The following is an 18,111-nucleotide window of genomic DNA, read 5'->3' on the forward strand; positions in this document are numbered from 1 at the left end:
TTACCAACACAGGAGAACGTAGCAAACAAGTCCTCAATTGCTAGCCCCCCCTTAAAACGAAGACTTGGCGTCAAAGGCTCGAATTAATCGCTCAAGACTATCCAGCTCAAGAATCACTTGCCGAGTCCGGTCTTCTGACAACTCGGAGAGACTACCAGTACCTGAAATAGCCTCTTTCATTCGATGAATATGGTTCACCATTTCATGAGTCACCGTCGCCTGTTCCGAAAGCGCTTCGGAAGTGCGCGCCGAGCGTTCACCAATTGAATTGATATGAGAGACAATGTCGCTAAAGGCTGAATGGGTTTGCTGCGTTTGCTCAACACTTTGATTTGAATAATGCTGCCCTGCTAAAATTTTCTTACCAGTATCTGTTGCTGTGGCTTTCAAACCCTCAATCTTGTTTCTAATATCATCCACAGAATGAGTGGTTTTCTCCGACAAGGTCCTCACTTCGTCGGCCACCACCGCAAAACCACGACCAGACTCCCCGGCTCTCGCCGCTTCGATTGCAGCATTGAGGGCCAGTAAATTGGTTTGCTCAGCAATAGCTTGGATTAAACCTAAGATCCCTTCAACACTATTCACATCTTGGTTTAACTGTTCTAGCGATGAGTGCGACACCAATAACTCTTGATGTAACTGTTGTGCCGAATCTAAGGTATTATTGACCACCGCTTGTCCATCCAATGCAATCTGCTGAACTTTTTGAGCATACACTGAATTCTCTTGGGCGTCGTTAGCCACTTCCTCAATTGCCGACAGCATTTCTTCGGCTGAAGCCGCCATTGCCTCCGTGGCGACCGTTTGCTCGTTGAGATTCTCTGTGAGACGTTTTCGACTGGCTAATTCGTCACGATTGGCTTCACGAATTTGGGTTGTGGTATCGATTGACCTTGCGGTCACAGCTCTAAGCTCAGCCCCTTTCATTTTTACCGCTAATTCAATCGCTGACCAGTCATCAAAATGGCCGGTATAAGGGTATTCCATCAAAGCATTGCTATATTGGCGCTGCGCTAAATCTACAACGGATCGATGGCGACGATGATTCCACCACATGACTGGCAATTGCAGACCCGCAACAATAACTGGCAGCCACCACCAAAGATAGCCTGCCGCTCCCAGCAACACCGCCACAAATGTAACGCACGCTAAAGCGGAAGAGACTCCCAGCCAACGACGGCGAAAACGTTTATCCTCTCCCTTATTCAAGGCTTGATAGACAGTTTCAGCACGATGGATCTGCGCATCATCCGGTTCGGTTCGAACCGACTGATACTCGTATACTTTGCCGCTTTTATCAACGATGGGGGTAACAAATGCCGACACCCAATAATGACCGCTGCCTTTACAGCGGTTTTTAACCAAGCCCATCCAACTCTGACCCGATTGAATATACTGCCACAACTGAGTAAATGCGGCTTTAGGCATGTCTTGATGACGGATCACATTATGCGGTTTACCTTTCAATTCCGCAGCTTGGTATCCAGACACTCGGCAAAAATCCTGATTACAATAAGTGATGTGGCTATCTGAAGTGGTAGTAGAAATTAAACTGTCTTGTTTGCTATAACGGACCCGCTCATCGCTCATAGAATTACCCCAAATATGAATAGATTAGTCACATATCGAGTGTAGTCCATTGCACCTAATAATTGTCTTTTAAGTTAATATAAACATGCTGCGTGAACTGCTAGTGCCTATCGCGCTTATGATACTGTCGTTTAGCCAGACTTTTGAGCAAGCAATAAAAACAGGCTTGCTCTGCCGCAACAAATCCAGCAAGTAAATACTCAATAGTCTAGTCCTCCCCACAAAAATCCACCAAACTATTCGTTGGCGCTCATCTCAGGGCTTTATTTTTTGCGCAGTTAGGCCGGCTCGTTCAGCTTTTATCGGACAGTCATCCCATAAACTGGCTAAGCGGTCAAAATAAGCACGCCAAAAAAACTCACCTTAAACCAATAACAAAACACTTCGCTAGCAACAAACTCGGATGCAAATCAGATCCAGACATCAAACTCAGATAACAGCTTAATCCAACGGCCACGCCTCTGCTGTAGGCGGTTAGCATGAACAATGTCATCCCAAATGTTGCATATGCTAAAAATAACGAGTATAAATAGCATATGCCAAATACAGGCTAGTTTTTTAATACCAAACTGCACTCGATGAGGGCTTAAATGATGAACATTGATATGCCCTGCAAACAGCGTTGTGCTGATGTACTTTCATACCTAGGAGTAACACCCAATGATAATTGCCATCCCCATTAATGATGATCGACTCGCACCACACTTCACCAAAGCCGACAGTATCTTGTTTGTCAACGAACAGGGGGAACAACTGTCCCGGCACGCTAATCCGGGATTGAACACCAACTGCTCGGGGAAAAAAGACTTACTTATTCTACTTCAGCAGCAACAGGCCAACTTAGTGATCGTTCGCAACATTGGCGAACAAATGCTCGGTAAGTTACTAGCTCTATCATTAAACGTATTACAATCACCAACCAGTAATAAAACCATTGAGCAGTTAGCTAGCAACGCCAGCCAGTTAATTCCGCTTCAAAATGCCTCTCAAGGACGTCCATCGATCAATCATCTGAAAAAACAAGCTGAAGGTGGTTGTGGCTGCACCCATGATGAACCTGCTAATTCAAAGCAAGGGCGCTGCTGTGAAGAACGCCATCATCAAGGACATCACCATGAGCAAAAATCAGGTCGATGTAACGACAACCCAGGCCATGCTCACCCGCAACACCAAAAAGGCCGCGGCCGATGCTGTCACTCTTAGCTTATTGCCTCAGCGCCTTTGTTATCATATTGCTATTTGTTGGGATCATGCTCGGTTTTAAACGAAAAAAACGGGCTAGACTCACCAAACCAATGCTTCACGATCAACGTTTATGTGGCTGTAAAACTGCCTGTGCTGAACACCTTTATCAAATCGAAGAACCACCCACAGCACCATAATTATCGAGCTCCGCAGGCGCGGAGCTCATATCTCATGAGACCCTATATGCAAACTTATCCAAAAGCCATGCAAAGCCATTCGCACTGTATGGTCTGTAGCGACCCCAAGTTCAACCCACACTCTCTTAATTTACGCTTTCAACTAGATGCTGAAGGTTGGACCAACAGCCAATTTTCGGTGACCGCTCAACATCAGAGCTATCATGGGTTATTACACGGCGGCATGACCAGTACACTACTTGATGCAGCCATGACCCACTGCTTGTTGATGCGCGGCATTAAAGCGCTAACCGCCGAATTAAGCGTACGTTTTATTGCCCCAATTCGGGTGGGAACAACAGTAACAGTGCAAGCTAAACTACTGAGCCAAAAAAGAGGATTTTATCGACTGGAAGCTTTTATTTGCCAAGGATCACAGCAACTAGCGCGGGCCTCGGCGAAATTTATTCAAGCTAGCGATGCACTACTCACCAATGACTGAGCGAAACCTCGGTATCACAGCAAAACAAAATGGCCGATGATTGACAATAAACCCAGCAACGGATTGTCAGAAAACATCGAATATTCTGACTATATTACCCGAGGCTTATGTACCAATAAGGCTTCCACAATATATCGCTGCTGGGCTCCACCACTTAATTGGTTAAAGGGATAACAAGTAATCAAGGTGAGGCGGTTATCGTCACTTGGTGCCATAAACTGAGTCGCGGATTGATCGACGATCTGAGTATTCATCACTTGATAAAGCAAGGTTTCGCCATGACTCGCTTCAATCTGCAACAAATCCCCCTTATTCACCGCAGCTAAATTTGCAAAATGAGTATCTCGATGCCCAGCGATCACGGTATTGCCCACCTCCCCAATCTTCGCACCACTCAGAACTAAGCCAGGGCCAAAAGCGAGCGTACGCCCAGATGCCCCCGCCAACACATAAACGGAATCCACTTGATGCTTAAAATTTATGCTCTCTTGTTTGGTCACGAAGCTAAGCTTACCCACCGGATAAGTATCGGCCCACTGCCAAGGTTTATGCGGTTGCTGATCAACTAAAGTATGCTGCCATGCCTGCGCAATCAACAGCTGTGCAAGATAAGCTTTGGCCTGAATATACAAACCGTGGCTCAACACCAGAACACCGAATAGAAATAAACTACATGGTAACGGATGTTTGGCTAAGAAACTTAAGATCATAACTTGCTCCCCATACTGTCAACTCCCTCTAACAAAACCAGCCAAAGAGAGCTGACTCATTAAGCTAAATCAAGGCGGAAGTTCGCACTGCCGCTGCACGACGATGATTAAAGTATCCCCATCCCCAGGCACCAAGCAGCAAGCTTAGCCCAAATAAAATATCTAGCCGACTGCCCGTCGCGGTTTGAGGCAATACGCCATTCGATTGCCATCCCTTCGGCATCCCACCATCTATCGATTTGTCGACTGCACGAAGCGTTGCAGGTTTCACCGGACTAATATCTACCGCCACCAAGCTAGTTTGCGAACTAACGAGATGATATTTCATCGCCAGTGCTAATACTTGCTGATCAACGCGTTGCTCGTTAGCACCGTTTTTACTCAGCTCTAAGGCCGATATTTGCTGCCTCGCCCAAAGCAAATCTAAACCTGCAACCTGTTTATTGCTCTTTAAATTCACATTTTGTTGCCATTGTTGTGTGCCAAATTTACCGCTGACCCAAACTTGTGAATGTCGACCATGCGCCTGTTTAATACTTAACATTAAAGGTTGCCCCGAATACAAATCAGGAATATTCGTGGGCCAATAATCGGGGACTGTGCCATCATCATATCTCAGCTGAATGTCACTCAATACCGGATGAGCTATCTGTTCAAACAAGGCTGTTACTTTTTGTTCCACTTCGCTCTGCTTACCAATGTAGGTAAATGTGCCTTTACCTAATTCGGCAGCCCGCTGCATAAAATGTGAATTAGGCGCGGAGCCTATCCCAATGGTAAATAGGCGATTCGCACCAAGCTGCAGCCGAATTAATTCAAATAGCTGCACTTCGTTACTCACTGCACCATCGGTAATAAATATAACTTGGCGTAAAGAGCCATTTTTTTGGCCTTCGTTGTGGCTCAGGGCAGCCTTAAGTGCACTAAACATTTCGGTGCCGCCGTCTGCGCTTAAACTTGCAATAAAGCCTTTAGCGGCTTGTAAATTACCTTTATTTGCCACCAAGGAGTGCGCCGAAAATTGCCGATAATCCGAGTTAAATTCGATGATATTAAAGGAATCATCAGGCTCTAAACCATCCAATGCATATTGTAGCGCTTGACGAGCCTGAGTCATCGACTGCCCCGACATCGATCCTGAAGTATCAATCACTAAGATCAGTTCTCTTGGCAAGTCTAACTGATCCACTTTAGCCCCTTGAGGCGGCATTAACATCAACAAAACATAGTCATCTCGATTGCTGGTTTGAGCCTTTTGGTAACTTTGCCCCTGCTGCACATAAATGGCCGCTTCTGGCCGCAGACCGACTTGAGGGCGAAACTTCAGCACAAAATCTTGATTGGCATCACTAGAAAGCAAGTCAATATCAACACTGCCATCCTTGCGCGGATGACTGGCAATTGGATGATACAAACTAGTGAGTTGGGCTAAGTCAAAACCACTGTCGAGATGGATCTTCAATTTAACTGGTAGAGGCTTTGCTCCTATCGAAGTATATTGAGCAATACTGTGCTCTACTAAACGATAGGCGCTATTGTGATACGAATTTATCGCGTTCAATCCACTGAAATGCTCAGCAGACCAAGCCCCTGAGTGCTCCGCCCTTGGTTCCACATCTGGAGGCTGGATAATCGCCATCGATTTACGAAAAATAAGCGGCGTATAACGCGGATTAACCAGCATCGGAAACCGCAGACTAAATTCACCATTTAGATAATCCAAACGCTGTTGATAAGTGATTCTCACCTGCAATCGCTGGTGAGGACCGAGGTTGGCGATGGCGGTATTAAATACATTCGGCCTTAACTGGCTCAGCAAACTTGCCCGTTTACCTTGCCGCTTAGCCACTTCAAAAGTGCGTAGTGCTTGCTGTTTGGCCTGAACCTGCCCCTCAATCACCCGATCCCCTACCACTAACTGAAGCTGATCAACCGCCGCCTCATTAGGTAGCGGGAAAAGGTACTGACCGTTAATCCACTGCTCACTCTCATTAATAAAGGTTTGAGTCAGCGTCACTCGATTGGTCAGACCCGAGACCGTCATCGAGACGTCACTATGCAGTGGTAAACTGCGTTGAGCTTGACCATTTTGATCGATATAGCGTAGTTGTCCTAAACCTAAAGGATCTTGCGGCGTCGTCAGGCTTTGATTAGCGACTACCGCACAGGGTGACAATAACGCAGCCCCGAATGCGAGAACCACAGCACCAAAGTTAAAGGGGGAACCCCAGCCTCGGCGACAGCGGATTAATTGCTGGTCCATTTGCTATCTCCTAAACGCAATTACTGGGCGGCTAACATGCCACGCTGAGCACTAAGTTTGAGAGTGACTCGGCGGTCAAAAAAGTTGTTTTCTACACTGGGCTCGGCCAGCAATGGAGAACGATCACCAAAGGCTTGCGAATTCAGTCGTTGCTCAGCAATCCCTTGATGAATTAAATAGGCGCGAACCTCAGCTAAACGTTGTTCCGACAGCGCTTGGTTATAACGAGAATCGCCTTGACGATCGGCATAGCCAGTTAAGTTCAACTTCAGCTCTGGCGCGAGAGACATGGTATAAACCACATCATCTAATTGCTGTTTAAAATGCGGTTCGATCACCGATGAACCGGTTTTAAATTGCACATTCAGACCTAATTCAAGTTCTGACATCTTTTCTTGATGGGCGTTTTTAAGTTGCTCCAACTGAGCATTAACTCTGGCATGCTGCGCCGCTAATGTCTGGTATTGCTCAGTCTGTTCACTCAACTGAGCCAACTGCTGCTGTTGCTCACTTAACTGCTGCTGTTGACTGGCAAGTGCCTCTTCGTCAGCCACCGATTTACCAATAAACACCCCTGTAAAACCGCCAATAAAGGCGCCAATCGGGCCACCAATAATCGCACCAACAGCAGCGCCAGAACCTAAACCGATCATTTCCGTTTTCCCATCACGTTCACTCAGTTGCGGACTAGGCTCAGCCGCATAACTCAATGAAGAAAGGCTTAAGCTGGTCACTAAGGCGAGACTAATAACTGACTTGTTCATAATTAATATCCTTGTTCAATGGTTTCATTCACGAGGTTTGAAAAGCTCAAACCGTTTCGATGGATCCATTAAACAATAAACAAATGGCATTCACGGGCCGCAAAAATGGCAGTACGCTTATCAATTGTGGCAATAAAATGGCAATTCACTTAAGCCCCGCAAACTTGCTTAAAAATGAGGTATAGTTCACCTGAGTCAATCACTTAGAAGATCCATGCCCCTATGAAACGCATTGCCATCGTAGAAGATGAAGCGGCTATCCGCGAAAACTACAAAGACGTCCTACAGCAACAAGGCTATAGCGTCCAAGCCTATGCAAATCGCCCTAGCGCTCTGGCAGCCTTTAACACCCGCTTACCCGATTTAGCGATTATTGATATTGGCCTAGAAGATGAGATTGACGGCGGTTTTTCGTTGTGTCAGTCGCTGCGTGCGATGTCTAGCAGCTTACCGATTATTTTTCTAACGGCCCGTGACAGCGACTTCGACACCGTTTGTGGCTTGCGCTTAGGGGCCGACGATTACCTCACTAAAGACATTAGTTTTCCGCACTTAGTAGCACGCATCGCCGCCCTCTTTCGCCGCTCAGAATTACTGGCGGCCCCCCCTGTAGAAGATAACTTACTACAACGAGGCCCCTTAGCCATCGACGGCAACCGGATGCAAGTTTTATGGAATCAACACACGATTGAACTAACCGTCACCGAGTTTTGGATGGTACATGCCCTCGCCAAACGCCCTGGGCATGTGCGTAGTCGTCAGGACTTGATGAGCGAGGCGAAAATTTTTGTCGATGACAGTACCATTACTTCCCATGTTAAACGGATCCGCAAGAAGTTTTTAGCCAGCGACCCCAATTTCGAATGCATCGATACGGTCTATGGCATGGGTTACCGCTGGGATAGCCTCGCCTAATGCTGCCGGTATTACCTTTAGGCTTGCGAGCCAAGGTCACTTTTTTATCATTATTTTTGCTCTGCCTGCCTTGGTTGGGTTATCAATACGTCTGGGAAATGGAGAAATACTTACGTTTAGGCCAAGAGAAAACCCTCGAAGGAACGACCCAAGCCTTAGCGACCGCCTTACACGAACGCCCCAAATTATTTGACAGCCAAGCCAGCTTTTTAAGCCAAGTAGAGAAAGGACGCGATCTCTATGCTTATCCATTGGCGGGCCCGATCCTATTAGATGGTAAATTAAGTGATTGGCAAGACTACCAGCATCGAATGCTCACTTACGGCAAAGAACATGTGATTTACCAAGCCGATCCCGATGCACCGATCAACAGTCAATTTACTCACATGGTAGGCAAGTTTGGCCGCTATCTTTATGCCAGTTTTGAAGTCACAGATCCCGATGTGGTGTATCGCGGCAAAAATACCCTGCGCATCGATAATAACGATCATCTGGCGATCGCAACTTTGGCTCCTGACGGTAATTTTCGCCGCTATATTGTGGCCACCACCGAAGACGGTTGGATCAATGCCTTCGAGCTACCGCTCGATCCCAAGCTAAACACCCCCGTCAAACCAGAGATAAAGATCCAAGGACAGTGGCTAAGCACCAAGCAAGGCTATAACATAGAATTACGGATCCCGCTGAAGATGGTGGGCAGTAAACTTGGCTTTGCGATTTATAACGTGAATCGCCAAGCCAAACGAAAACTGATCTCTATTATTGGCACCTCAGCAATTGATAGTGTCGACCAACTCGGTACTGTGTTAGTCCCTTCGCCTGAAATTGAAAGCATTATTAAAGGCATGAGCCATAATAGCTCGCGTATTTGGGTGGTTGACAAACACGGTCGTGTATTGGCTAAATCTGGTGATATTCGCAATACCCAAAGTATTTGGGCGCGTAGTCTCAATCATAAATCCAAGACAAATTGGTGGAACCAGCTGATGCAACAATATCTGTATCCGCTGTACTACAAAATACTCACCAAACCGCCGCAAGACTTTGTTGACTCCTTGCAGGACTCAACCGAACTTAGGGGCAGCCATATTCAGCAAGCCTTGAATGGTAAACCCGGTTCAACTTGGCGGCTCACGCCCGATGGCCGAGCGGTTGTGTTGGCTGCCGCGAGTCCGATTTGGATCGACGACAAGGTTATGGGGGTGGTCATTGCCGAGGAAACCACCAACGGTATTCGAACGCTGCGTAATCATGCCCTCGAACGACTATTCAATATTATTCTGATTGTGATGTCGGTGGGTACATTGTCGCTATTTATTTTCGCTTCGAGTATTTCAAATCGGATCCGGAAGTTACGCGACCAAGCCGAACAGGCCATCGATAGTCAAGGTAGAGTGAGCGCACCACTGCGAGGCTCCAAAGATAAGGATGAAATCGGCGATTTATCCCGTAGTTTTGCCAATGTGGTTAGCCGTTTAAGCCAATATACTCATTATTTGGAAAATATGTCTTCTCGGCTGTCTCACGAACTGCGCACACCGGTCGCCGTCGTGCGCTCTTCATTAGAACATCTCGGTTTACAACGCCTCGACCGGGACGCTCAAAAATATGTCGACCGGGCTCAAGAAGGTGTCAATCGCTTAAATATGATCTTAAATAATATGAGCGAAGCGACTCGACTTGAACAGAGCCTATCGCAAGCAGAACGCTGTTCTTTTCCACTCACGAAGGTGATATCGGGCTGCATGCAGGGTTACCAATACACTTATCCTGAACAAGTCTTCGACTGTGATATTTGCACTGATGACTTAAACATCATTGGAGTTCCTGAATATATAGCCCAATTAATGGACAAATTGGTCGCCAACGCAATGGAGTTTAGCCTGCCCAATAAAGCCATTCAGGTGAGCTTTCAACGAGACAATAAAGACGCAGTATTACTTATTAGTAATCATGGCCCGACTCTGCCAGACAACATGGTAGAACAAATTTTTGAATCAATGGTGTCAATTCGCAGCCAACAAGCGCAACAAAAACCCCACTTAGGCTTGGGTTTATATATCGCACGTCTAGTCTGTGAATTTCACAAAGGTAAGATCTCAGCTCGTAATTTCAGTGACAACAGCGGTGTTGAATTTTGCGTCAGGTTGCCACTGATCTAATTAAATATTGAGTGGGCAGTTCACAAACTGATATTTAAGGGAAAAGCATAAGTCAGCTTCGCTCACTATACTTGGACTATCCAACTGTAGTGAGCGTATCATCATGCGGCTTTCCCAATATTTATTTCTATTGCTTGTTGCTCTCTCTCCGGCGCTTACCTCAGCAGCAACGCCTGCTCTCTCCTATATCACTGAAGAAGCCTTTCCGTTTAATTATACCGATGAACGTGGTCAACTTCAGGGTATTTCGGTAGAACTATTAAGGCTGACATGGCAAGTCATGGGCGAGCCCGAACAAGAAATTAGAGTGATGCCTTGGGCGAGAGCCTATTATCTGATGACCCAAAAACCAGATATTGTACTATTTTCTACCGCCCGAACCAGCAAACGTGAACCTTATTTTAAATGGGCTTGTCCAATCGATAGGATTAAAGTGGTCATCTTCGGGCCCAAAAATACGGCAATAAAAATAACCCATTTAAATCAATTCAAAAGCAGCATGATTGCTGCAATGCGCACTGATGTAGGGGAGCAACTGTTGCTCAATCACAGCTTTGACGACCACAATATCAAGCTAACCAATAACTACCGACAATTAATACGGCTATTATTATCAAAACGGGTCGAGTACATTTCCGGCGTAGAAACCATTATTCGCCAAGCCGCAATTGAAAATCAACTGCCACTAGACGCTTATGAGGTGAAATGGCTACTCCAAGACGTGCCTCTTTGTTATGCCTTTAATCGTACGATTAGCGATCACTTTATAGAGCGCTTTCAAACCGCCTTACTCAAGATTTTGGACAGCCCTCGTTACTCGGAGATCCTAAAGAAATATCAATCTTTGCGAGCACCAAGCAACCATTTACCTAAGTAGTGACTCGTCCTATCAAACGTTTAGCTGTCATACATCCCAACATAATGACTGCTCCTGCAACCACCCCAACTAGAGCGTTAAGCAATACTGGCACACTATATTTCAGTAATAGTAGGAAACCTTTTGCCGAAGCAAAGTAATGACTTATCTGATGCGCTAAGTCTGCGAACAACGGGATACCATGCACTAATATACCGCCACCAACCAAAAACATGGCAGCGGTGCCAACAATGACTAACAGCTTCATTAAGCGCGGTGCAAACCCTAATAGGGCACGGGCAAAAGCTCGCAGTATAAAACCACGATGATGAACTTCTGCATATTTCAACAAATATAGACCCGCATCATCAAGCTTCACGATACCTGCAACCAAGCCATACACGCCCGCAGTCATCATCACCGCAATCCCCGAAACGACGATTGTTTGAGTAAGCAGTTCCGCACCGTTCACCGTGCCCAAAGCGATCACGATAATTTCCGCCGATAAAATAAAATCAGTACGGATCGCACCTCGTATTTTTACTTTTTCAAAAGCGACGAGGTCAATGGCCGGATCCGAGTTTGCCCGTATACGCTGCTGTCGATGCGCATCTTGCTCTGGTCCCGTTTGCTCAAACAAGGCATGAGATACTTTTTCAAAACCTTCAAAACAAAGGAATAAACCGCCTAACATTAACAGCCAAGTGATTGCCACAGGTAAAAATACACTCAACAACAAGGCCAAAGGAACCAAAATTAACTTGTTGAGCAAAGAGCCCTTAGCGACCGCCCATACTACAGGTAACTCACGATCAGCGTTAACCCCGGAAACTTGTTGAGCATTTAGGGCTAAATCATCACCTAACACACCCGCCGTTTTCTTTGCCGCCACTTTGGTCATCAGCGCCACATCATCTAATACCGCGGCGATATCATCGAGTAAGGCAATTAAACTTAAACCAGCCATGCAGACCCTTATTGTGATGGGAAACACCCATTTCCATTATTACTTTAAGAGCTAGAGTGCCAATCGCTCCTTCGCTGGCATTGCTCAGAGGCTTACAAAAATAGGCGCTTTATCCCGATTGGTATAAGTCCGCAGCGCTTAAAGTTCAGCCTTAAATCTCGCCAAACCCGCCGCTAAATCGGCGAGCAAATCAGCCGTATCTTCTAGCCCAATGTGCACCCGGATCAGAGTACCAGTTGCCTGCCACTGAGTCGCAGTGCGCAGTTTATCAACCCCGTTTACGCCCATGATCAAGCTTTCGTAGCCGCCCCATGAGTAGCCCATTTTAAAATGCTGCATGCCATCAAGTAAGGCAGTTAAAGCCTGTGAATTTCCCCCTTTCATCACAAAAGAAAATAGACCACAAGAACCTTGAAAATCCCGCTTGAAAAACTCATGCCCGGGACAACTGGCTAAAGCAGGGTGACGAACGTGATCCACATCATCATGTTGCATCAACCAATGAGCGACTTCTAAGGCGTTTTTTTGATGCTGAGCTAAACGTACGCCAAGGGTACGTATGCCTCGCATTGCCAAATAAATATCATCCGGCGAGGTACATTGACCCAATAAGTAAGAGTTTTCGCGAAGTTGATCCCAACAGCGTTTATTGGCGGTTGCCGTCCCCAACATCACATCGGAATGGCCAACAATGTATTTAGTCGCAGCCTGAATAGAAATGTCGATATCAAACTCAAAGGGGCTAAAATTAAGTGGTGAAGCCCAAGTATTATCGAGCATCACCACAATATCGTGATTTGCTTGTCGCGCAGCAGCGACAATCGCTGGCGCATCTTGTACTTCCATGGTTAAGGAACCAGGAGACTCGAGGAAAATCACTTTGGTATTGGCTTGGATAAGATCGCTGATGCCAGCGCCGATCAAAGGGTCATAATAAGTGGTACTAATGCCATAACGTTTTAACAGCATGTCACATAAATTACGAGTCGGCTCGTAGGCGGTATCCACCATCAGTAGATGATCACCCTGCTGCAAAAATGACAACAGCGCCCCACTAATGGCCGCTGTACCACAAGGATACAAGGCACAACCCTCGCCACCTTCAATTTGATTCATCGCTTCTTGGAAAGCAAAATGGGTTTGAGTACCACGGCGGCCATAAAATAAAGTTTTATCATGGCGATTAGCCGTTGCCAACTTCATTTCTTTAACACTGTTAAATACCACGGTAGAGGCACGCGAGACCGGCGGATTGACTAAACCTTGGGTCCACTTCTTATCACGACCCGCACTAATTAATGTTGTTTGTTTTTTCATTTGTTTAAGTCCAGATTAACCCCAATGCCACCCATTTGATAAACACTTAAGCCGAAGGCTCTTGAGTAAAGCAAGCGATTGATTGCTATCGCTGCAGTTCCAATTGCTAAGCGCATCATCAAGCTAGCATTCATTTTTAGCTAGGTAAATAGGGTATGATTACCTTAGGTAGCAGCAACAAAAAACCAGCCCGTAGGCTGGCTTTATTAAGACTGACTCATTAACCTCGAGAGGTCTTATTTAACTCAGCGACAACCATGTCACCAAAAGCATCGGTATCGATTAATTTGGCATCATCACCTTTCGCGAGATCCGGCGTGCCATAACCATTGGCAAATACCGATTTCATCGCATGCCACAGATTTTTCGCTTCTTGTTCCATACCAAAGCTCATCTCTAACATCAGCGCAACCGAGCCAATCATGGAGTAAGGGTTGGCTATATTTTTACCCGCGATATCAGGAGCACTGCCATGAGAAGGCTCATAATAAGACTTCTCAGGTCCCATACAAGCTGAAGGCATCAAACCTAAAGAACCCAAGATCCCACCACCTTGGTCACTTAAGATGTCACCAAACATGTTTTCCATCACCATCACATCAAACTGGCCTGGATTTAAACATAAGTAAGTCGCCGCAGCGTCAACCAAAATATGTTTAACTTCAACATCGGGGTAATCCACCGCTACTTCTTCTAAAATTTCGTTCCACAATACGCTAGATTTTAAAACATTACTTTTGTGAATATTATGCAGTACTTTCTTACGACGTTGGGCGGTCTCAAAACCAACTTTTAAAATGTCACGAATTTGGTCTTCATCATACTCAAGCACTTCACGCACATAGCGTTTACCACTCTCATCTTTACCCATTTCTTTTTCGCCGAAATACAAACCACCCACCAATTCGCGAATGATCATGATATCGATACCCTCACCAATCACTTCTGGTTTCAATGGTGAGAAATGCGCTAATTCTTTAGGTAGATATACAGGGCGGAAGTTCGCATAAGTATTGTAGCGTCGACGCAAAGGTAACAAAGCGCCCCGCTCGGGTTGCTCATCTACCGGAATTTTTTTAGAATCTTCGTGATTTAAACCAATCGTACCTTTAAGGATCGCATCCGCCTCATCACAGATGGCCATGGTCTCTTCAGGGAAAGATTTACCCGTTTCAAAATAAGCCACAGCACCAAATAAGGCTTCATTAAGTTCAAATGCGACTTCTGGGTTACGCGCTTCAACAGCTTTAAGTACTTTGACCGCTTGTTTCATTACTTCTGGGCCGATACCGTCACCAGCCAATAAGGCGATCTTATAGGTCTTCATTATGTTTGCGTCTCCATTGCTCTAATTTATATTTTTGCTTGCCGCATCATAGCAAAACCAGCGCAAGGGTAAACCTAAGAACGCGCTTTTTCACCGTCAAAGCAGCATCAGCTAGCTGTCAAAATCGGATTTATTACGAATATTATGTTCTCGAAGTTTATTGGCTATCGCGGTATGAGATAAACCCAACTTCTTCGCCAGTAAACGCGAACTTGGATGTTGCGGATAATGGTAACTCAGCAGCAAATGTTCAAATTGGCCCATCGCTGAATGATAATCTTGTTGCAACAGACTTTCGATATTCACACTGTCCACTACTTTTTCATGGTGGTATTTAATATCATTCACTTGCCAGTGTTTAATATTACCGAAGTCGAGTGAATCTTGTAAAACCTGATAAAGTTGCGGAATGTTGCCCGGCCAACTCAGAGAACTTAAATAGCGCTTTACCTCTCGCGTTAGCGGAGGCGAAACTTCCTGATGTTTTGCATACTGAAAGTCTAACCAGGATTGACTTAAGGGGACAATATCTTCTTTTCGTTGCCGAAGCGGAGGCACACATATACTATTTTTGATCAACGTATAATAACGATCGCCGCCCCATAACGCCGCCAGTTGTTCTGGCGTATAACGACTAGTAAACAAGAGGTGTTTAATCCCAAGTTGAGGTGCGGACAGCGCGCTAATCGCATCTTCAACCTCAACACTTTTTAAGCCTTCAATATTACTTAACAATACCGTATGCGGCCGTTCGGCAGCAATTTCTGCCAACTGTTCCAACAAACTATATTGCTGATCTTGACAATTGAATGCATAAAGACCTTGATCACTGCCCATCGAGAGCTCGTTCAGTAAACGGCCAAAAAATCGTTTTCCTACGCCTGCTTCGCCGAATAATAAGGTTGGCATCGGATGCTCAACCAGACGTTTGATACCGCTTAAGACAAGATTAGTTTCATCGCTGCTCGCAACCAAGCGACCTTCGCTAATTCCCAATTCAAGCTGAGATAAGTCAAAACTTGACTCTAGCCAATGCGCCGATTTAAACAGCATAATCGCGCCAGGAAGGTGAGAAAATAATACCGTTTCAGACAGCGGAATGATGTCAGCCATATAAACTCGACCACTCAGCTGAACTTCCACTAACTCACGTTTTCCAGAACCGCCACCGAACCAACGTTGTACACTAAAACCTCGTAAAAATCGGCCTACATCACTGTTTGTTAGAGACTGCGTGGAATCTGGGCAGGATTGTTCAAATGCCTGATTAAACTGTCGGATCTGACCTACCTTATCGATCAAGACCACCGGATAAGGCACATTGTCTAACAAAATTTGTACTTCTTTATGCTCAATTTCCGAAGGTAAAGCTGAAACAATACGCGCATCGGAAACGCCATTCACATAACGAAACTCACTCAGTAGTTGTTGCGTAAGAGAGAGTTCCATTTCAGCTAAATGTAAAAACAAATGGCCACTATCAACACTTTGCATCGCTTTTAGCGCCAATCCATGTTTTACCAATACTGTTAATACGGCACTAAAAACTGAGGTACTTTGCTCACAATTAAGTTCTATGCGCATAAAACGCCTACTACATCACCCCGTGGTTTGATACATTGACTGAGGCTCAAAAAAAAGCCACCTTCGTATTGTATTGCTTTCTGCTTAAACATCCGCGTTAACTGCAAAAAAGCTCTCCTATTCCTTAGTGACTTCAACATACTATTCGACTTAATGCGCTTATATGTGTTTAGTCTAACCAAAAAAGCTAGCTTAACCAAAGTGTCATTTGCTAATGAATTGGGTTAATTTGAGGCGTAAGCAATTTACTGCTCCAATATCGGTTAGATCAAGCGCTGAGGGCAACATTAATTCCAAGAGGGTGATTGCGCAATGGTTATTTGTGAATAACGATCGCCAATAAATGTAAGCTGTAATGAGGTGAGAGTCGAAAGGCTTGATGCCATCCCCAACGACTTCACCTAGGCCAGAATCATAACTGCTGCCTGAAGCCATATCCATGGCACAGTCAACTGAATATTCATGTAATTCGAATTACAAATCCTTAAACTGACTATGGAGGTCAAAGTTACGAGCAGTAACCATTTTTTCAACTTTACGTAAGCGTTGCTCAAATCCATCAAATTGAGAGTCGAGTTCTTTTAAGGCTTGACTTGGCGTTTCGCCACGTTGCCATACTTTCGATTTTACGGTGACCTCATCGTTAACTTTGGCGTCGACAGGCTGCTTGTCCAAAAATAGCCAAGCCGCGCCATATACAATTAAAAATAACCCAAAATTGGTAATCGCCAAGGTCACTGCGATGATTCGAATTAACCAAGTTTCAGCGCCTAGGCTATGTGCCAATCCAGCACAAACACCCGCAACTTTGCCTTTAACTGGATCGCGATAAAAAGGTCGTTCAAACATTAGCGGTCCCTCCAGTGCGGCACTCGCTCATCAAGAATACTTTCTAATGCGCTAATACGAGACGACATTTCTTTCGCTCGTGCCGCTATCGCATTCAGTTGCTCTCGCTCTTGTTCACTAATGCCGTGTTCCAGCTGACGTTTACTTTTATAATGCAAAATCAACCATAAGGGAGCAACTATCGCCATAAATAGTATTAACGGTGTGACTAATACAGTAAGCATACCCTCTCCCATTATTTAGCCAATTTTGCTTTTAGTTTAGCTAACTCATTGGCAATTTCCGCATCAGCGCTTAACTCAGCAAACTGCTTCGCTAAGTCTTGATTCCCCTCATCCGTACCTAACACTTCCGCTTTAGCTTCTAGTTGATCGATTTTAGCCTGAAACTGCTCAAACTTCTCACGAGTTTTTAAGGCGCGATCGTTATCTAATTGTTGTCGAACCGCATGACGATTTTTTACCGTGGTTTGACGAGCTATCAATCCTGCTTGTCGATTACGAGATTCAAGCAATTTAAGTTCTAACTGCTCAATTTCTTGCTGTAGTTGTATTAAGCTATCATCCACTAAACCGAGCTCGTGTTGCTGAACCTTGATTGACTCTTGTAAATGTTTCTTTTCCACTAACGCTAAACGGGCCAAATCTTCACGCTCGCGACTTAAAGCTAATTCAGCTTTCGCTTGCCAGTCGTCCATTTGCAACGCCAAATGTTCGATTTTTCGAAGCAATTGTTTTTTATCAGCCAAAACCTTTGCGGTACTTGCGCGTACTTCTACCAAAGTATCTTCCATTTCCTGGATGATAAGACGCAACATTTTTTGTGGATCTTCAGCCTTATCTAACATTGCACTAATATTGGCATTAATGATATCGGCTAATCGAGTGAACATACCCATGGGAATTCCTTATTCAGTAAAATTGGTCTATTGTTCTCTATCA

17 protein-coding genes are annotated in these 18,111 nt (G+C 45.2%); 6 read left to right on the plus strand and 11 right to left on the minus strand.

Annotated elements, in window-relative coordinates; all coding sequences use genetic code 11:
- Nucleotides 1–51 precede the first annotated feature (51 nt).
- Nucleotides 52–1,593, minus strand: coding sequence for a methyl-accepting chemotaxis protein (locus tag ACRRSY_RS13260; RefSeq protein ID WP_432463388.1), 1,542 nt, complete (start codon nt 1,591–1,593; stop codon nt 52–54).
- Between the two features lie 660 nt (nt 1,594–2,253).
- Here ACRRSY_RS13260 and ACRRSY_RS13265 point away from each other — a divergent pair.
- Genes ACRRSY_RS13265 through ACRRSY_RS13275 form a run of 3 tightly spaced genes read left to right on the plus strand, consistent with a single transcriptional unit; the run spans nt 2,254 to nt 3,456 of the window.
- Nucleotides 2,254–2,796 (plus strand): NifB/NifX family molybdenum-iron cluster-binding protein, encoded by a 543-nt coding sequence (locus ACRRSY_RS13265; protein WP_432452737.1) that lies wholly within the window; start codon nt 2,254–2,256, stop codon nt 2,794–2,796.
- The gene (locus tag ACRRSY_RS13270; RefSeq protein WP_432452736.1) at nt 2,781–2,975 is read left to right on the plus strand and encodes a hypothetical protein; all 195 of its coding nucleotides are present in this window, start codon (nt 2,781–2,783) and stop codon (nt 2,973–2,975) included. Before ACRRSY_RS13265 ends, ACRRSY_RS13270 begins: the two co-directional genes overlap by 16 nt.
- A 46-nt stretch (nt 2,976–3,021) precedes the next feature.
- Complete coding sequence (locus ACRRSY_RS13275) at nt 3,022–3,456, plus strand: PaaI family thioesterase (RefSeq protein WP_432452735.1); 435 nt, start codon at nt 3,022–3,024, stop codon at nt 3,454–3,456.
- A gap of 89 nt (nt 3,457–3,545) precedes the next feature.
- On the opposite strand, the gene ACRRSY_RS13280 is transcribed toward ACRRSY_RS13275, so the two are convergent.
- The 3 genes from ACRRSY_RS13280 to pdsO all read right to left on the minus strand — a co-directional run bounded on the left by ACRRSY_RS13280 (nt 3,546) and on the right by pdsO (nt 7,193).
- Nucleotides 3,546–4,166 carry a class GN sortase gene (locus tag ACRRSY_RS13280; RefSeq protein ID WP_432459581.1) on the minus strand — a complete coding sequence of 207 codons (621 nt, stop codon included), beginning with the start codon at nt 4,164–4,166 and terminating at the stop codon, nt 3,546–3,548.
- A gap of 64 nt (nt 4,167–4,230) precedes the next feature.
- Entirely contained in the window at nt 4,231–6,429 is a 2,199-nt protein-coding gene (locus tag ACRRSY_RS13285) for a marine proteobacterial sortase target protein (protein WP_432463389.1), read from the minus strand.
- Nucleotides 6,430–6,449: 20 nt separating this feature from the next.
- Nucleotides 6,450–7,193 carry a sortase-associated OmpA-like protein PdsO gene (pdsO, locus tag ACRRSY_RS13290; RefSeq protein WP_432463390.1) on the minus strand — a complete coding sequence of 248 codons (744 nt, stop codon included), beginning with the start codon at nt 7,191–7,193 and terminating at the stop codon, nt 6,450–6,452.
- 222 nt (nt 7,194–7,415) lie between these two features.
- Between pdsO and pdsR the strand changes: the two genes are divergently transcribed.
- From pdsR to ACRRSY_RS13305, 3 genes are all read left to right on the plus strand, one after another.
- On the plus strand, nt 7,416–8,108 hold the full coding sequence (gene pdsR / locus ACRRSY_RS13295) for a proteobacterial dedicated sortase system response regulator (protein ID WP_432452731.1): 693 nt from the start codon (nt 7,416–7,418) through the stop codon (nt 8,106–8,108).
- Nucleotides 8,108–10,270 (plus strand): proteobacterial dedicated sortase system histidine kinase, encoded by a 2,163-nt coding sequence (gene pdsS / locus ACRRSY_RS13300; RefSeq protein WP_432452730.1) that lies wholly within the window; start codon nt 8,108–8,110, stop codon nt 10,268–10,270. Before pdsR ends, pdsS begins: the two co-directional genes overlap by 1 nt.
- A gap of 103 nt (nt 10,271–10,373) precedes the next feature.
- A complete protein-coding gene (locus ACRRSY_RS13305; RefSeq protein ID WP_432463391.1) occupies nt 10,374–11,147 on the plus strand; it encodes a substrate-binding periplasmic protein in 774 nt (257 codons plus the stop codon).
- On the opposite strand, the gene ACRRSY_RS13310 is transcribed toward ACRRSY_RS13305, so the two are convergent.
- The 7 genes from ACRRSY_RS13310 to pspA form a co-directional block, all read right to left on the minus strand.
- Nucleotides 11,140–12,093 carry a DUF808 domain-containing protein gene (locus ACRRSY_RS13310; RefSeq protein WP_432463392.1) on the minus strand — a complete coding sequence of 318 codons (954 nt, stop codon included), beginning with the start codon at nt 12,091–12,093 and terminating at the stop codon, nt 11,140–11,142. The two genes, ACRRSY_RS13305 and ACRRSY_RS13310, sit on opposite strands and share 8 nt — an antisense overlap.
- A 138-nt stretch (nt 12,094–12,231) precedes the next feature.
- Complete coding sequence (locus ACRRSY_RS13315; protein ID WP_432463393.1) at nt 12,232–13,410, minus strand: cystathionine beta-lyase; 1,179 nt, start codon at nt 13,408–13,410, stop codon at nt 12,232–12,234.
- 220 nt (nt 13,411–13,630) lie between these two features.
- Complete coding sequence (gene leuB / locus ACRRSY_RS13320) at nt 13,631–14,737, minus strand: 3-isopropylmalate dehydrogenase (protein WP_432459582.1); 1,107 nt, start codon at nt 14,735–14,737, stop codon at nt 13,631–13,633.
- Nucleotides 14,738–14,848: 111 nt separating this feature from the next.
- Nucleotides 14,849–16,321 (minus strand): TyrR/PhhR family helix-turn-helix DNA-binding protein, encoded by a 1,473-nt coding sequence (locus ACRRSY_RS13325; protein ID WP_432452725.1) that lies wholly within the window; start codon nt 16,319–16,321, stop codon nt 14,849–14,851.
- 474 nt (nt 16,322–16,795) lie between these two features.
- Entirely contained in the window at nt 16,796–17,170 is a 375-nt protein-coding gene (gene pspC / locus ACRRSY_RS13330) for an envelope stress response membrane protein PspC (RefSeq protein ID WP_432452724.1), read from the minus strand.
- Nucleotides 17,170–17,394 carry an envelope stress response membrane protein PspB gene (pspB, locus tag ACRRSY_RS13335; protein ID WP_432452723.1) on the minus strand — a complete coding sequence of 75 codons (225 nt, stop codon included), beginning with the start codon at nt 17,392–17,394 and terminating at the stop codon, nt 17,170–17,172. Before pspB ends, pspC begins: the two co-directional genes overlap by 1 nt.
- An 11-nt stretch (nt 17,395–17,405) precedes the next feature.
- Complete coding sequence (pspA, locus tag ACRRSY_RS13340) at nt 17,406–18,062, minus strand: phage shock protein PspA (RefSeq protein WP_432463394.1); 657 nt, start codon at nt 18,060–18,062, stop codon at nt 17,406–17,408.
- Between the last annotated feature and the right edge of the window lie 49 nt (nt 18,063–18,111).

The sequence above is a fragment of the Agarivorans sp. QJM3NY_33 genome (genome assembly GCF_050870865.2).
GTDB lineage: Bacteria > Pseudomonadota > Gammaproteobacteria > Enterobacterales > Celerinatantimonadaceae > Agarivorans.

What these genes read in the sequence shown, in the direction of transcription:
- pspC (WP_432452724.1), bottom strand. Translation starts at nt 17,170, where the DNA reads ATGTTTGAACGACCTTTTTATCGCGATCCAGTTAAAGGCAAAGTTGCG.
- ACRRSY_RS13315 (WP_432463393.1), bottom strand. Translation starts at nt 13,410, where the DNA reads ATGAAAAAACAAACAACATTAATTAGTGCGGGTCGTGATAAGAAGTGG.
- ACRRSY_RS13325 (WP_432452725.1), bottom strand. Translation starts at nt 16,321, where the DNA reads ATGCGCATAGAACTTAATTGTGAGCAAAGTACCTCAGTTTTTAGTGCC.
- pdsR (WP_432452731.1), top strand. Translation starts at nt 7,416, where the DNA reads ATGAAACGCATTGCCATCGTAGAAGATGAAGCGGCTATCCGCGAAAAC.
- leuB (WP_432459582.1), bottom strand. Translation starts at nt 14,737, where the DNA reads ATGAAGACCTATAAGATCGCCTTATTGGCTGGTGACGGTATCGGCCCA.
- ACRRSY_RS13280 (WP_432459581.1), bottom strand. Translation starts at nt 4,166, where the DNA reads ATGATCTTAAGTTTCTTAGCCAAACATCCGTTACCATGTAGTTTATTT.
- ACRRSY_RS13265 (WP_432452737.1), top strand. Translation starts at nt 2,254, where the DNA reads ATGATAATTGCCATCCCCATTAATGATGATCGACTCGCACCACACTTC.
- ACRRSY_RS13285 (WP_432463389.1), bottom strand. Translation starts at nt 6,429, where the DNA reads ATGGACCAGCAATTAATCCGCTGTCGCCGAGGCTGGGGTTCCCCCTTT.
- ACRRSY_RS13305 (WP_432463391.1), top strand. Translation starts at nt 10,374, where the DNA reads ATGCGGCTTTCCCAATATTTATTTCTATTGCTTGTTGCTCTCTCTCCG.
- ACRRSY_RS13270 (WP_432452736.1), top strand. Translation starts at nt 2,781, where the DNA reads ATGCTGTCACTCTTAGCTTATTGCCTCAGCGCCTTTGTTATCATATTG.
- ACRRSY_RS13275 (WP_432452735.1), top strand. Translation starts at nt 3,022, where the DNA reads ATGCAAACTTATCCAAAAGCCATGCAAAGCCATTCGCACTGTATGGTC.
- pdsS (WP_432452730.1), top strand. Translation starts at nt 8,108, where the DNA reads ATGCTGCCGGTATTACCTTTAGGCTTGCGAGCCAAGGTCACTTTTTTA.
- ACRRSY_RS13310 (WP_432463392.1), bottom strand. Translation starts at nt 12,093, where the DNA reads ATGGCTGGTTTAAGTTTAATTGCCTTACTCGATGATATCGCCGCGGTA.
- pdsO (WP_432463390.1), bottom strand. Translation starts at nt 7,193, where the DNA reads ATGAACAAGTCAGTTATTAGTCTCGCCTTAGTGACCAGCTTAAGCCTT.
- pspA (WP_432463394.1), bottom strand. Translation starts at nt 18,062, where the DNA reads ATGTTCACTCGATTAGCCGATATCATTAATGCCAATATTAGTGCAATG.
- pspB (WP_432452723.1), bottom strand. Translation starts at nt 17,394, where the DNA reads ATGCTTACTGTATTAGTCACACCGTTAATACTATTTATGGCGATAGTT.
- ACRRSY_RS13260 (WP_432463388.1), bottom strand. Translation starts at nt 1,593, where the DNA reads ATGAGCGATGAGCGGGTCCGTTATAGCAAACAAGACAGTTTAATTTCT.